12 protein-coding genes and 1 other RNA gene are annotated in these 13949 nt (G+C 58.9%); 11 read left to right on the forward strand and 2 right to left on the reverse strand.

Going from position 1 to position 13949, the window contains the following annotated elements:
• Positions 1–355 precede the first annotated feature (355 nt).
• The 6 genes from glyQ (at position 356) to rpoD (ending at position 7821) form a co-directional block, all read left to right on the forward strand.
• Positions 356–1243, forward strand: a complete 888-nt coding sequence (glyQ, locus tag BN871_RS03070) for a glycine--tRNA ligase subunit alpha (RefSeq protein ID WP_048744480.1) — start codon at positions 356–358, stop codon at positions 1241–1243.
• Positions 1236–3323 (forward strand): glycine--tRNA ligase subunit beta, encoded by a 2088-nt coding sequence (gene glyS / locus BN871_RS03075; RefSeq protein WP_048744407.1) that lies wholly within the window; start codon positions 1236–1238, stop codon positions 3321–3323. The genes glyQ and glyS overlap by 8 nt, the downstream gene beginning before the upstream one ends.
• A gap of 60 nt (positions 3324–3383) precedes the next feature.
• Positions 3384–4214 (forward strand): pyruvate, water dikinase regulatory protein, encoded by an 831-nt coding sequence (locus BN871_RS03080; protein WP_048744409.1) that lies wholly within the window; start codon positions 3384–3386, stop codon positions 4212–4214.
• Between the two features lie 97 nt (positions 4215–4311).
• A complete protein-coding gene (locus BN871_RS03085) occupies positions 4312–4785 on the forward strand; it encodes a YaiI/YqxD family protein (protein ID WP_048744483.1) in 474 nt (157 codons plus the stop codon).
• A 41-nt stretch (positions 4786–4826) separates the two neighbouring features.
• Entirely contained in the window at positions 4827–6674 is a 1848-nt protein-coding gene (dnaG, locus tag BN871_RS03090) for a DNA primase (protein ID WP_021877515.1), read from the forward strand.
• Positions 6675–6693: 19 nt separating this feature from the next.
• Positions 6694–7821, forward strand: a complete 1128-nt coding sequence (gene rpoD, locus BN871_RS03095) for an RNA polymerase sigma factor RpoD (protein ID WP_048744411.1) — start codon at positions 6694–6696, stop codon at positions 7819–7821.
• A 131-nt stretch (positions 7822–7952) separates the two neighbouring features.
• Here the strand turns inward: rpoD and BN871_RS27390 are convergent, their stop codons facing one another.
• Entirely contained in the window at positions 7953–8255 is a 303-nt protein-coding gene (locus BN871_RS27390; protein ID WP_157060183.1) for a hypothetical protein, read from the reverse strand.
• Positions 8256–8312: 57 nt separating this feature from the next.
• Between BN871_RS27390 and BN871_RS03100 the strand changes: the two genes are divergently transcribed.
• From BN871_RS03100 to rnpB, 4 genes are all read left to right on the forward strand, one after another.
• A complete protein-coding gene (locus BN871_RS03100; RefSeq protein ID WP_127508191.1) occupies positions 8313–8849 on the forward strand; it encodes a hypothetical protein in 537 nt (178 codons plus the stop codon).
• A 1-nt stretch (position 8850) separates the two neighbouring features.
• The gene (locus BN871_RS03105) at positions 8851–9636 is read left to right on the forward strand and encodes a class I SAM-dependent methyltransferase (protein ID WP_048744415.1); all 786 of its coding nucleotides are present in this window, start codon (positions 8851–8853) and stop codon (positions 9634–9636) included.
• Complete coding sequence (locus tag BN871_RS03110; protein WP_048744417.1) at positions 9603–10724, forward strand: Nif3-like dinuclear metal center hexameric protein; 1122 nt, start codon at positions 9603–9605, stop codon at positions 10722–10724. Before BN871_RS03105 ends, BN871_RS03110 begins: the two co-directional genes overlap by 34 nt.
• A gap of 35 nt (positions 10725–10759) precedes the next feature.
• Positions 10760–11167, forward strand: an RNA gene (gene rnpB / locus BN871_RS26080) — RNase P RNA component class A.
• A 120-nt stretch (positions 11168–11287) separates the two neighbouring features.
• Here the strand turns inward: rnpB and BN871_RS03115 are convergent.
• The gene (locus tag BN871_RS03115; RefSeq protein ID WP_021877510.1) at positions 11288–13207 is read right to left on the reverse strand and encodes a S8 family peptidase; all 1920 of its coding nucleotides are present in this window, start codon (positions 13205–13207) and stop codon (positions 11288–11290) included.
• A 212-nt stretch (positions 13208–13419) separates the two neighbouring features.
• Between BN871_RS03115 and BN871_RS03120 the strand changes: the two genes are divergently transcribed.
• Positions 13420–13920 carry a YpuI family protein gene (locus tag BN871_RS03120; protein WP_021877509.1) on the forward strand — a complete coding sequence of 167 codons (501 nt, stop codon included), beginning with the start codon at positions 13420–13422 and terminating at the stop codon, positions 13918–13920.
• The last annotated feature ends 29 nt before the right edge of the window (positions 13921–13949 follow it).

Genomic DNA, 13949 nt, shown 5'->3' on the forward strand with positions numbered 1-13949 from the left:
ACAAACCCGTTCCTGAAGAATACAATGAATCAATATGTATAACGGACTATGATGGAGAAGGTATCTGCGGCAGATCCGATCAGCGAGCCGGGGGCAGTGCAAGCCCGGCCGGACGACGCAGATGACAGGCGCTCCGGAGTGCGTGTTGTTCAGGAAAGAGGGCATTCGGACGGCGGCCTGCCGGAAGAAGCCAAGTAGGGTGGAACCGCGGGAGCAGACTCTCGTTCCTACGTCTGTGCGTCAGACGTAGGGACGAGAGTTTTTTGCGTGCATACAGCCCCTCTCCCTTCCATCTGACGGCATCCCCGGATTCATGGATCCGGGATTCCATCCCACTTGAAGGAGAGTGCATATGATGAATTTTCAAGGCATGATTCTGACGCTGCAGCAATTCTGGGCGGAACAGAACTGCATTCTGGTCCAGCCATACGACGTGGAAAAGGGCGCCGGAACGATGAATCCGATGACATTCATGCGCTCCATCGGCCCAGAGCCGTGGAACGTAGCCTATGTGGAGCCATCCCGGCGTCCTGCCGACGGCCGTTACGGCGAAAATCCGAACCGGCTGTATCAGCATCACCAGTTCCAGGTCATTCTCAAGCCTTCCCCGGACAATATTCAGGAGCTTTACCTGGAAAGCCTCAAGCGTCTGGGCATCGATCCGCTGCATCACGATATCCGCTTTGTCGAGGACAACTGGGAGAACCCGTCACTCGGCTGCGCGGGCCTTGGCTGGGAAGTATGGCTGAACGGCATGGAGATTACGCAGTTCACCTATTTCCAGCAGGTCGGCGGCATCGAGACAAGCCCGGTATCCGGCGAGATCACGTACGGGCTGGAGCGTCTGGCTTCCTACATTCAGGAGAAGGAAAATGTTTTCGACCTCGAATGGGTAGAAGGAGTCTCTTATGGCGATGTCTTCCTGCAGCCTGAGTACGAGCATTCCAAATATACGTTCGAAGTCAGCGACTCGGCGATGCTGTTCCAGCTGTTCTCCATGTACGAAGGCGAAGCCCGCCGAGCCATGGAGCAGAACCTCGTATTCCCGGCTTACGATTATGTGCTGAAATGCTCCCATGCGTTCAATCTGCTGGATGCGAGAGGCGCGATCAGCGTTACGGAACGGACGGGCTATATTACGCGTGTCCGCAACCTCGCCCGCACCTGCGCGGCCACTTACCTGGAGGAGCGGGAACGCCTCGGCTTCCCTTTGCTGAAGAAAGGAGCTGAGCAGAATGGCTAAGGATCTGCTGTTCGAGATCGGTCTTGAGGAAGTGCCTGCCCGCTTCGTGCGCGCAGCCGTGAACCAGCTGAAGGACCGGACGGCCAAATGGCTGGACGATTCCCGAATCGGCCATGGAGACATCCACGCTTACGCGACTCCGCGGCGTCTCGCCGTGCTTGTGGAAGGCGTGGAGGAAAAGCAGGCCGACGTGCATGAGGACGTGAAAGGGCCATCCCGTAAAATCGCCCAGGATGCCGAGGGGAACTGGAGCAAGGCGGCGGTCGGCTTCGCCCGCAGCCAGGGCGTGGAGCCCGAGGCTCTGTTCTTCAAGGAGCTTGCGGGAGTGGAATACGTCTATGCCAGCAAAAGCAGCATCGGCACCGACACGGCATCGGTGCTGCCGGAAGGCCTCGCCGGCATTCTGGCCGCGATGACCTTCCCCAAAAACATGCGCTGGGGCAGCTACGATCTCAAATTCGTTCGTCCGATCAAGTGGCTGATTGCGCTGCTGGGAAGCGAAGTCGTTCCTCTGGAAATTGCCGGCGTCCGCAGCGGCAACGTGACGCGCGGACATCGCTTCCTTGGAGGCGAGACGGCAGTGGAAGAGCCCGCCCGTTATATCGAAGCTCTCCGCTCCCAGCATGTCATCGCCGATATCGCGGAGCGCGAGAAGCTGATCGTGGAACAGATCGAAGCGCTTGCTGCAGAAAAAGGCTGGACGATCTCCATCAAGGACGATCTGCTGGAGGAAGTGCTGTTCCTCGTCGAAACGCCGACCGTGCTGTTCGGGACGTTCGACTCCGCCTTCCTGGAAATTCCGCAGGAGGTGCTGATCACCTCGATGCGGGAGCATCAGCGCTACTTCCCGGTGCTGGACGGCAGCGGCAAGCTGCTGCCCTACTTCGTGACGGTGCGCAACGGGAATTCCGTCTCGCTCGTGAACGTCGCCAAAGGCAACGAGAAGGTGCTCCGAGCCCGCTTGTCCGACGCGAAGTTCTTCTATGACGAAGACCAGAAGCTGCCGATCGCCGAAGCTCTCGGCAAGCTGGAAAATGTCGTCTATCACGAAGAGCTCGGCACGGTAGCGGACAAGGTCCGCCGGATCGTCAAGCTGTCCCGAAGCATCGCAGAAGCTCTGAAGGCGGATCCGCAGGCCGCTGGCGATGCCGTCCGCGCGGCTGAAATCTGCAAATTCGACCTCGTGACTCAGATGGTGTACGAGTTCCCCGAGCTGCAAGGCATCATGGGCGAAGACTATGCCCGCAAAGCCGGCGAGCGCGAAGAAGTGGCCCGGGCTGTCAATGAGCATTACCAGCCCCGCTTCTCCGGCGACCTGGCTCCGGCTTCCCTGGCGGGAGCCATCGTCAGCCTGGCGGACAAGATCGACACGATCGTCGGCTGCTTCTCGATCGGAATCATTCCGACAGGCTCGCAGGATCCTTACGCCCTGCGCCGTCAGGCAGCCGGCATCGTCCAGATCGTCCTGAGCCATCGGATGGCGGTCGGCCTTGGAGAGCTGTTCGGCTTCGCCCTTGATATTCATGCCGAGCGGGGCTTGAAACGAAGCGGGGATGAAATCCGTAAGGAGCTTTACGATTTCTTTGCCTTGCGCCTCAAGAACGTGCTTACGGAACAAGGCAACCGCTACGATGTGATCGATGCGGCGCTGGCGGCCGGATTCGACGATCTCAATATGGCCGTCAGCCGCGCCGGAGCGCTCATCGCGCTGGCGACCGGACCGGACAAGGACGACTTCAAGAGCGTCGTGGACGCCTTGACGCGCACCGCCAATCTTGCCGCCAAAGCGGAGGAGGGCGCAGCCGTCGACGCTTCCTTGCTGGAGGCGGAAGCCGAGCGCAGCCTGTTCGAGCATGCCAATGGCGTTCACGTCCGGTTCGCGGCTTCCATGGAAGCCGGCGACGCCCATGGCGCGCTGGCCCGTCTGTCGGAACTGCGCGGCCCGATTACGGCGTTCTTCGACAGCGTCATGGTCATGGCCGATGATGCAGCGGTACGCCGCAACCGCCTGGCGCTCCTGTCGCAGATCGCCCGCGATGCGGCGGCCTACGCAGATTTCTCCAAGCTGGTCTGGTCCTGATATTCTCTCGGCCCGCCTTAAGGCGCACCCCTTAAGGCGGATTATATTTGGATAGGGGGTATGACCGGCATGAATCAGCCGGCTCAGATTCGCGATGTGATCGTATATGTCGTATCCGATTCCGCCGGGGATACGGGCGAGCTCGTCGTCCGTGCCGCAGCGGCCCAGTTCCATCCCATCGTGCCCCAGATCCGGCGGGCTCCGTTCGTGGCGGACGAGCAGTCGCTGGCCAAGGTGGTCGAGCTTGCCAGGGGCAACGGAGCGATCATTCTGTATACGCTCGTCCTTCCCCATTTGCGGGAAGCGATGACCACTCTGGGAGCTGCAAGCGGAGTCGAGACGATCGATCTGCTCGGCCCGCTGGTCGCCAGCCTCGAGAAGAAGACTGGAATGCCGTCCAGGCAGGAGCCCGGCCTCAACCATGTGCTTGACGAGGATTACTTCCGCAAGGTCGAAGCGGTAGAATTCGCAGTCAAATATGATGACGCTAGGGATACAACCGGCGTCAAAAAAGCCGATATTGTTCTTGTAGGCGTATCACGGACGTCGAAAACCCCGTTGTCCATGTATCTCGCCCACAAGAAATACAAAGTCGCCAACGTCCCGCTCGTGCCGGAACTGAAGCCGCCGGACGAGCTGTTCACGGTTCCAAGGGAGCGGATTGTCGGCCTTACGATCGACGTCCATTATCTCAACGTCATCCGCAAGGAGCGGCTCAAGGCGCTCGGCCTGCCTGACAGCGCCTCCTATGCGACGGCGCAGCGCATCGAGAGGGAGCTCCTCTACGCCAAGGAGATCATGGACCGGATCGGCTGTTTTGTCATCGACGTGTCCCACAGGGCGGTCGAAGAAACGGCAAGCCTTATCATGGAGCATGTCCGGGGCAGCTGAAGCTCCGTCATGGAACACATCCGGAGCATTTGCAGCCTCGTGATGAAGCATGACCGGAGCGGCGGCTGCGCCCGAGGCAGGACGGGTTGACGGGAGGATCCTATTGAGAGAGCCGTTTGTGATCGTTGTTGACGCCGACGCTTGTCCGGTCAAGCGGGAAATCATCGATACGGCAGCCGCCGCATCCGTGCCGGTGGTGCTGGTCTCGTCCTATGACCATCGCTTGGAGAGAGAGCCCGGCACGGAAGTGGTCCATGTGGACCGAAGCAGCCAGTCGGCCGATCTTTATATCCTGAACCGGATCCGCCGCGGAGATATCGTCATTACCGGAGACTTTGGACTTGCCGCCATCGCGCTGGCCAAGGGAGCCGAAGTGATCGGGTTTCGCGGCCAGAGCTACACGGACGGGAACATCGACTTCCTGATGGCCCGCCGGCATGAGCAAAGCGTCATCCGCCGCAGCGGCGGAAGGACCAAAGGACCTAAGGCCATGACGTCGGAAGACCGGGCCTGCTTTCAACAAAAGCTGACAAAAGTTTTGAAGCACAGGCAGGAAAACGATAGGGTCTAGCGAATAGTATTACGTGTTATTAAGACGAAGGTGATGAACGAGTGGCATATGGCAAGATACCGGACAGCGTCATCGATGAAGTGCGCCGGCATCATGAAATTGTGGACACGGTAGGGAAGTACGTTCATCTAACCAAGAACGGCAAATACATGAAGGGGCTGTGCCCGTTCCATTCCGAACGGACTCCCTCCTTCACGGTCACGCCGGAGCTGCAGATTTTTCATTGCTACGGCTGCGGCAAAGGCGGCAACGTCATCCGGTTCATTGAAGAGATCGAGGGCTACACTTTCCCTGAAGCCGTCCGCCATTTGGCGAAAGAGGCGGGGATGCCCATTACATGGGACGCGTCCGACGATAGCTCTTCGCCTCGTGACCCCGAGCTCGAGCGCCATTATGAGGCGCATGAGCTTGCCGCCAAGTTCTACCATTATCTGCTCAACAATTCCGCCCAGGGCCAGGAAGCTCGCGCTTATCTGCTCTCCAGGGGGCTGAACAGCAAGCTGATCGACGAGTTCTCCATCGGTTTTGCGCCTGAAAGTTGGGACACGCTCTCCAGATTTCTGACCTCCAGGGGCTACGAGCCCGAGCTGCTGGAACGAGCGGGACTGCTTTCGGCCAAATCCGACGGCAGCGGCCACGTCGACCGTTTCCGAGGACGGGTCATGTTTCCGATCCGCGATCGGGACGGCAAAGTATGCGGCTTCGGCGGACGCATCATGGACAACTCCCAGCCCAAATACTTGAACTCCCCGGAGACGAGGCTGTTCGGCAAAAGCAAGCTGCTGTACAATCTGCACGCTGCGCGGCCGGTCATGCGCAAAAAGCGTTCCGGGGTGCTGTTCGAGGGGTATATGGATGTCATCAAGGCATGGAGCGCCGGAGTCAAAAACGGCGTGGCCACGATGGGAACCGCTTTGACCGAAGAGCAGGCGAAGCGGCTTTCAAGGGATTTGGAGGAAATCATCCTCTGTTACGACGGAGACGACGCCGGCCAAGCCGCCGTCATGAAGAACATCCCGATCCTGGAGAAGGCCGGGCTTCGCGTGCTCGTCGCCATGCTGCCCAAGGGCATGGATCCGGACGAATGCATTACCCGTTTCGGTGCGGAGACCTTCATGCGGGAGACGATGGACAATCCCGTGTCGGTCACGAAATTTAAACTACTATATTCACGCAGGAGTCATACACTCATAGGAGAAGAGGGCCGCAAAAATTATGTCATGGAAGCCGTTGGCATTGTAGCGGAACTGGATTCCCGAACGGAACAGGAAGTGTATCTGAAGGAATTGTCGCGAGAATTCGAAATTTCCCTGGAATCGCTGAAGCAGGATTGCCACAGGCTGTACAGCGAACGCCAGAAATCCAGGCCGGACAGGGATAAGAACGACAATTCGTGGAATAATGGTAGGAATGAAACGAGGCGTGCGCCTGCCGCGCCTGCACTGCTGCCCGCTTACCAGCGCGCGGAACGCAGGCTGCTCGGCGTGATGATACGGGATGCCGAAGTCGCACGGAGCATTTACGACCGGCTCGGAGATGCATTCAACGTGGAGGATCACGCGGCGCTTGCTGCTTATTTATACGCCTATTACGCGCAAGGGCATGAGCCGGATGCTAGCCGGTTCATCGCTTCGCTGCAGGATGACCGCCTGGAGAGGGCGGCGGCTTCCATTCTGATGCATGAGGATTCATCTCCTTTTGACGAGCATCTGCTTTCGGCCTACATTCATGAGATTCTGAAGGTGCCGCAGCTGAGGGAAATCGAGCTCAGGAGAGAAGAAGCCCTGCGGGCGGAGCGGAGCGGCGACGTGCTGAAGGCGGCCAAGATCCAAAGTGAGATTATCGCCCTAGAAAGACAGCTAATGAAACGGCAGGACGAACATTTCTAGGGAGGAGGGAGTCGGGAATATGGCGAATGACCAACATACTGAGCTGGACAACGAACAAAAAATGGAGCTGGTGAAAGACCAGCTCATTGAACAGGGCAAAAAGCGTTCTTCCCTGTCCTATAAAGAAATCATCGACAAGCTTGCTCCGTTCGACCAGGAGCCGGAGCAGATCGACGAATTTTTTGAGCAGCTGGACGATCTCGGCATCGAAGTGACCAACGAGACCGAGGACGGCCCGACCCCTATGGGCAGCGAAGACCAGGAACGCGAAAGCGACGATTTCAACTTCGACGACGATCTTTCGCTGCCGCCGGGCATCAAGATCAACGATCCTGTCCGCATGTATCTCAAGGAGATCGGACGCGTCCCGCTTCTGCTGGCCGATGACGAGATCGAGCTGGCCAAGCGTATCGAGAAAGGCGATGAAGAAGCGAAGCGCCGTCTTGCGGAAGCCAACCTTCGTCTCGTCGTCAGCATCGCGAAGCGTTATGTCGGACGCGGCATGCTGTTCCTGGATCTGATCCAGGAGGGCAACATGGGTCTCATCAAGGCTGTCGAGAAATTCGATCACCAAAAAGGCTTCAAGTTCAGCACGTACGCGACCTGGTGGATTCGTCAGGCGATTACCCGCGCCATCGCCGACCAAGCCCGGACCATCCGTATTCCTGTCCACATGGTGGAGACGATCAACAAGCTGATCCGCGTCTCGCGCCAGCTGCTGCAGGAGCTCGGACGCGAACCTACGCCGGAGGAAATTGCCGCCGAGATGGATCTCAGCACGGACAAGGTCCGCGAGATCATGAAGATTGCCCAGGAGCCTGTATCGCTGGAAACGCCGATCGGGGAAGAGGATGACTCGCATCTGGGGGATTTCATCGAGGATCAGGAAGCTCTCGCGCCGGCCGATGCCGCCGCTTACGAACTGCTGAAGGAGCAGCTTGAGGATGTGCTGGATACGCTGACGGAGCGGGAGGAGAACGTTCTCCGCCTGCGCTTCGGCCTCGATGACGGCCGGACAAGGACGCTCGAGGAAGTAGGCAAGGTATTCGGCGTCACGCGCGAGAGGATCCGCCAGATTGAAGCCAAGGCGCTTCGCAAGCTTCGCCATCCGAGCCGCAGCAAGCGGCTCAAGGATTTTCTGGAATAGACCTTCAAGGAATGACCTTCTGCCGCCGGCAGAGGGTCTTTTTTTAGTCATGGACAGGCGGGCAAATTGCTGTGGGACCATGGTCATCGGGGACCGAAGTCCCTTCAACATCCGAACCTTGTTGTCGATGACTACGGTATACCGTTCCGGCTGAGGCATATCTGCCTTGCCGGCCTGAACCTTTGCGTGAAAAGGAGCCGAATATGGAAGCTGACCGTCGCCGCATCATCGTGCAGGAAATCCAGCAGTGGAGAAAAGGGAAGCTGCTTCCCGATCATTACTGCGACTTCCTGCTCAACCTGTATGTCACCGAGAAGGAAGCGCAACCCGATGTTTCGAAGGAACCGGCTGCGGGCGGTTCCGGAAGATTTTCGGCCTGGAAATGGATATCTATTTTTGTTATCTTTTCCTTTTTCTGTTTGATTGTTCTTCATTTTAGCTCTTTTCATCCGGCATTGCAAATAGCTCTCTGCCTGTTGGCAACGGGGGGCATGCTTACGGCGGGGACGATCCTGAGGCCTCGCAACGAAACGGTCGGGCTGAGCTGGATCGGACTCGCTATGCTGTCATTGGCCGGCTTGTCGCTCTATCTTCTTCACCTGCACGGCTTGGATGCGTGGGGCTGGAAAGCTCTCGTTCTCGGACTTTGCGCTGCATTCTGGATTGCGTACGGCATTGCCGCGCGCATCCCGCTGCTTCATTTCAGCGGCTGGGCTTGCCTTGCCATCGTCTACTCCTTACTGCTCCGAAACCATTCGTACCCTTATTCGCTGTTTCAAGCCCAGCTGTACTGGCTGCCGCTTGCCGGCCTGTTCTCCTGGTCGGGATGGTTCGCACAGCGGTGGAGCAAGCGCGATTGCGCGGTGCTGCTCGGCTTCTCGGCGCTGCTTGTCCTGATGCCGGAAATCGCTCTCTTTGCAAATTCGGGCTCGGGAGTTTGGCTCCAGGCGCTGTTTGTTGGTAAACTGGTCATAGGCGGAGGGGCTCTTTTCCTTCTGCGAAAAAATTGGATAGCGTGGGTTGCCTGATATGTTGATTTCCAAACGACTTTCCGCCATAGCGGGGTTTGTGTCCAAAGGATCGCGAATCGCGGATATCGGATCGGATCATGCGCTGCTGCCCGTCTATCTCGTGCAGAGCGGCATCAGTCCGTCCGGCATTGCCGGAGAGCTTAACGAAGGACCGCTGGAAGCGGCTCGCCGAGGCATCGCAGCCGCCGGCTTGACGTCATTGATTCAGGCCCGCCGGGGCAACGGCCTGGAGGTGCTCCAGACAGGAGAAGCCGATGCCGTCACTATAGCCGGCATGGGCGGAGGCTTGATCCGGACGATTCTGGACGAGGGGGCTGCGGCCGGCAAGCTGGAGGGCGTCACCGAGCTCGTGCTGCAGCCGAATATAGGCGAGGAGCTTGTTCGGCAATGGCTGCGGGAGCAGGGCTGGTACTTGCAGGACGAGACGATTTTGGAGGAAGACGGCAAGTTCTATGAAGTTCTCCATGCGGTTCGGAACCCCGAGCATGCGACGCTGAATGACCGGCTCTATGGCTCGGGCACGACGCTTGAGGGGCTGTCGATTCAAGAGGAGTCGGATTTGCGGCTGAAAATGGGCCCTTGGCTTCTTCGCGGCCGAAACGAAACCGAAGCCTTCGCCCTCAAATGGCGCTCCGAGCTGAAGAAATTGGAGCGGATCGTCGGAGAACTGCAAAAATCCGGAACGGAAGAAGCGGCAGCCCGTGCCGAAGGTTTCAGGCGCGAGTGCCGGCTGATCGAGGAGGTGCTGTCATGTTCGCAAGCGGACAATTCGTCACAGGATTGATGGAGCAGCTGGCTCCCAAAAAATACGCGGTGGAAAACGACCGGATCGGTCTGCAGCTCGGCACGCTGCAGAAGGAGATCAGAAAAGTGCTTGTCGCGCTGGACGTCACGGAAGCCGTGGTGGAGGAAGCGATCGCCATGGGGGCCGATCTGATCATCGCCCATCATGCGATCATTTTCAGGCCGCTGGCCAAGATCGATACGTCGTCGCCGGCAGGCTCGCTCTATGAGCGTCTGATCAAGCATGATATCGCCGTATTCATTTCCCATACGAACCTCGACACGGCTGACGGCGGCATGAACGACTGGATGGCGGATGCGGTCGGCATCAAGCCGGAAGGAAGGGTCAGCCTGGAGAAGGTGCATGAGGACAAGCTGTTCAAGCTGTCGGTGTACGTCCCGGGTTCCCATCACGAGGCTGTCCGCGAAGCGTTGTGGGCAGCGGGCGCAGGCTCGATCGGCGCTTACGACCAGTGCAGCTTCAGCGTGGAGGGAAGGGGGACGTTCCGTCCCGGGCCGGGTACGGATCCCTATATCGGCTCTACAGGACGCCTTGAGACGGTCGACGAGATCAGGCTGGAGACCATCGTGCCGGAAAGCCTGCTGAAGCGTTCTGTCCAAGCGATGCAGAGCGCCCATCCATACGAAGAAGTCGCCTTCGACATCACGCTGCTCCAGCAGGAGGGCGTTGTCCGCGGGCTTGGCCGTTCCGGCAAGCTGGAAGAGCCCATCACGCTCGCAGGCATGGCCGAAAGGGTCAAAGCCGCCTTCGACGTTCCGTTCGTGCGGGTCACCGGCGATTTCTCCGCGACGATCCGCAAGGCAGCCGTGCTGGGCGGCTCCGGGGCCAAATACTGGCGGGCCGCGCAGTTCGCCGGGGCGCAGGTGCTCATTACCGGAGACATCGACTACCACTCGGCCCATGATGCGCTGGCGGCGGGCATGACGCTGATCGATCCCGGCCATAATGCGGAGAAGATCATGAAGGCCAAAACAGCCGACTGGCTGCGCGAGCGTCTGGCCGGATCCAAGTACAGCACGGAAGTGGCCGCCTCAACCATAAATACCGAGCCTTTCCGGCTTGCTTGATGAGGCTGCAGCAGGTATACTAGCTAAGGGTTTGGAAAGTCTGACAGACAATCGCTGGCGGCTAGTGCCGCGAGAGGAAAGTCCGGGCTCCGCAGGGCAGGATGCTGGATAACGTCCAGTCGGCGCGAGCCGAAGGATAGTGCCACAGAAATGGACCGCCGATGGCCCGCCGCTTGCGGCGCGGATCAGGCAAGGGTGGAACCGTGGTGTAAGAGACCACGAGCGGCGTTGGCGACAACGCGGCTGGTAAACCCCATCCGGAGCAAGACCTAAGAGAACGCGGCAGCTTCGCGCTGCAACCCTTGCCCGGGGAGCGTTCGGGTTGGTCGCTTGAGCCTGCCAGCAATGGCAGGCCTAGATAGATGATTGTCGCTTGCAGTGGGAGGGTCGTTCCCGTCTGGACCACGAAGAGCACAGAACCCGGCTTACGGCAGGCTTTCCGCAACGAATTCCCATCCCAATCACGACTAAACCAGCATAAACGGCCTCTTGCCGGCATACGGCCGGCGCATGAAGGCAAGCACAAAGAAGGAGCTCCCTGCCGGGGGCTCCTTCTTGCGTTTCTATCTGGCGCTGTTTTTGAATTTGTCCGTAATTCGCTGCAGCCGCCCTTTCACCTGTTCGGGAAATGCCTGGAGCGGCTGAGCCGTCTTGCCCGCTTCCCGCAGCGCCTTGTCGATGTCGATCTGCCCGTAGCCGAAATAAGAATCCTTACCTTTGGCGCCGAGATCGATCGCCGTACGGCGCATGATATCCATCACCTGGACGTTGGTCAGGTCGGGATTGCGCGAGCGGATCAGGGCCGCCAGAGCGGCCACATGGGGGCTCGCCATCGATGTTCCCGACAATGCCGCGTACTGGCTGCCGGGGTAAGTGCTTGCGATGCTGTCGCCTGGAGCGGCGACGTCGATGTAATCTCCAAAGTTGGAGAACGACGATTTCTGGCCCTTGGAGTCGGTCGAGGCGACCGCGAATACTTCCGGGTAGGCGGCGGGATAGCCCGGCCGGTCCGTATTGTCGTTGCCGCTGGCCGCAATGAGGACGACGTCCCTGTCGTAGGCATATTTGATCGCGTCATGCAGGAACTCGGCGGATGCATAGTTGCCCAGGCTCATATTGATGACCTTGGCGCCATGGTCCGTCGCCCAGATGAGCCCTTGGGCAACGGAATACGTGGAGCCGGCTCCGCTGCTGTCCAGCACCTTGACCGGCATGATCTTGTTGTACCACGTCAGCCCGGCTACGCCTTCCCCGTTGTTGACGGTGGCGGCGATGATGCCGGTGACATGGGTGCCATGACCGACATCGTCGTCGGGCTTCGATCCGCTCGTCACGATGTTGGTTCCCGGCTCCAGCTTGCCGGTCAAGTCGGGATGGTCGGCCTGGACGCCGGTATCCAGCACGGCGACCTTCACGGCATCGCTGCCCTTGGACAGGTTCCAGCCGAGCTCGGCTTCGATGGACGGCAGATTCCATTGATAGTCGGAATACAGCCTGTCGTTCGGAATGATCGGCTGGGCCGCCGTCTCGTCCACCAAGGCCCTCGCGCCGCTGCCGGCTTGATTTTCGAGGGGACGGTCGTTGGTTATATACAGGTAATGGGGCTCGACATAGACGGGATTCCATTTCTTGCGGAAATAGCCCATCATCTTCATGGCGTCCATGCTGCGGGATCGGAAGATGAACGTGCTGTTCATCTTGTTTTCGGACACGGCGCCGATGTCCCGCCGGATGCGCGCCAGCTCTCCCGGTCCGGGATGGCTGCGGAACCGAACGACGACTTCCTGCACATGATAATGGCTGGACGCGCCATTGTCCTCGCCCGTGCGGACGGTCATTTCACGGCCGGTTCCCGCATGGACCGATTCGACTCTGTAATGGCCTTCGGCTGGATAGGGCACGAGCCGCAGATTGCGCATTTGATGCCTCTGCACCTGGCCGACGATATCCTGCCGGATGATTCCGAGCACCCCTTCTCGGCCGCCGTAAGCCGGAATGCCAAGCACCATGTAGCGCTGGCCATCCGCTTCGACGATAGGGGACTGGTACCGGCTGCCGGCTTCGACTCCTTTTTTCGCCGCCTGAATCGAAGCCTTCAGCCTGGCTTCGGCGGACTTGGGCATGCTGCCCGCGGAGATGGACGCCTTGTCTTTCTGCATCCACTCGAGCCGCAGCATCTGCGGATGCATGGCGATCAGCTTTTTCATGCCGCGCTCCTTGTCGGCGGACGGACGGTCCGCAAGCGAGAACAGCTTGCCGATGTCCTTGGAGCATTGGGAGGCGCACAACTGCGAGGTGGCGTCCATATCGTGCTTGACGTCTGCTTCCTTGAGAAGATGTTCTTCCCGGGCCGAAAGGACTCGTGTTTTGGCCTGCTGCTGCTCATGATGCTTGCCGCCGGGAGATACGAACAACGGGCTGATCGGAATCAGAATGGCAAGGAAAGCGAGCGCCGCGAAGGCGCCGATCCATTTTTTTCGCATAGCTTCAGAAAACCTCCCGAAAGCATAAGTAACTGGACGAGCGTGCTCCTTTAGAGTTGGGAAGGAAGCCCGGAATTATGCGCTTCGGCTTCGGCTGCGGGTGCAGGACGATGCAGGAACATGTCCCAAATACCTACAAATCGCCGCTGTTCTGTGATAGGATAAACGTGACCATCAAAGTCTTGCTGGATCGATGAAAGGGGAACATCACAATGCCATCTGCCAACGTCAAAGCGTTAAGCGAATCCACGCGCGGCAAGCTCAAAGAAGCCGTATCCTTGCTGGAGCCATTCCTGAACCAGCATGCACTCCCGCAGCTGGAGGCGCCGGATGCAGGCGGCGAGGAGCAGACCTTCTACAAAGGGCTGCTGTCGGATCTGCGCCATCTTCTGGTCTATTCCGAAGTGGCTTACGAGAAGCTTGGCGTCACGCTGCGCCGCCCGACCTTTGACAATGACTATGCGGAGAGATTGCTGTATGAGGTTTACCATCATAGCGTGAACGCGTTCTTCTATCCGAAGAACGAAGGGTATTCCGAGGATGGAAGATATGCCTATACGGGCCAGGATGCGATCCGCTTCCGCCACAAGCCCGTGCGCGCGGCGCGCGACATCGTGCTCGGCGTATCCAAGATTTACGAAGAGCTGCGCGACGACCTTGCCTATTATGAAAATGACTACATGACCCAGCGCAGGATGCAAGGTCAGAAATAGGAAAGCATACGTCGGGCCCGCCGCGGGAA

It is taken from the genome of Paenibacillus sp. P22 (genome assembly GCF_000469945.2).
In the GTDB taxonomy this organism is placed as follows: domain Bacteria; phylum Bacillota; class Bacilli; order Paenibacillales; family Paenibacillaceae; genus Paenibacillus_O; species Paenibacillus_O humicus.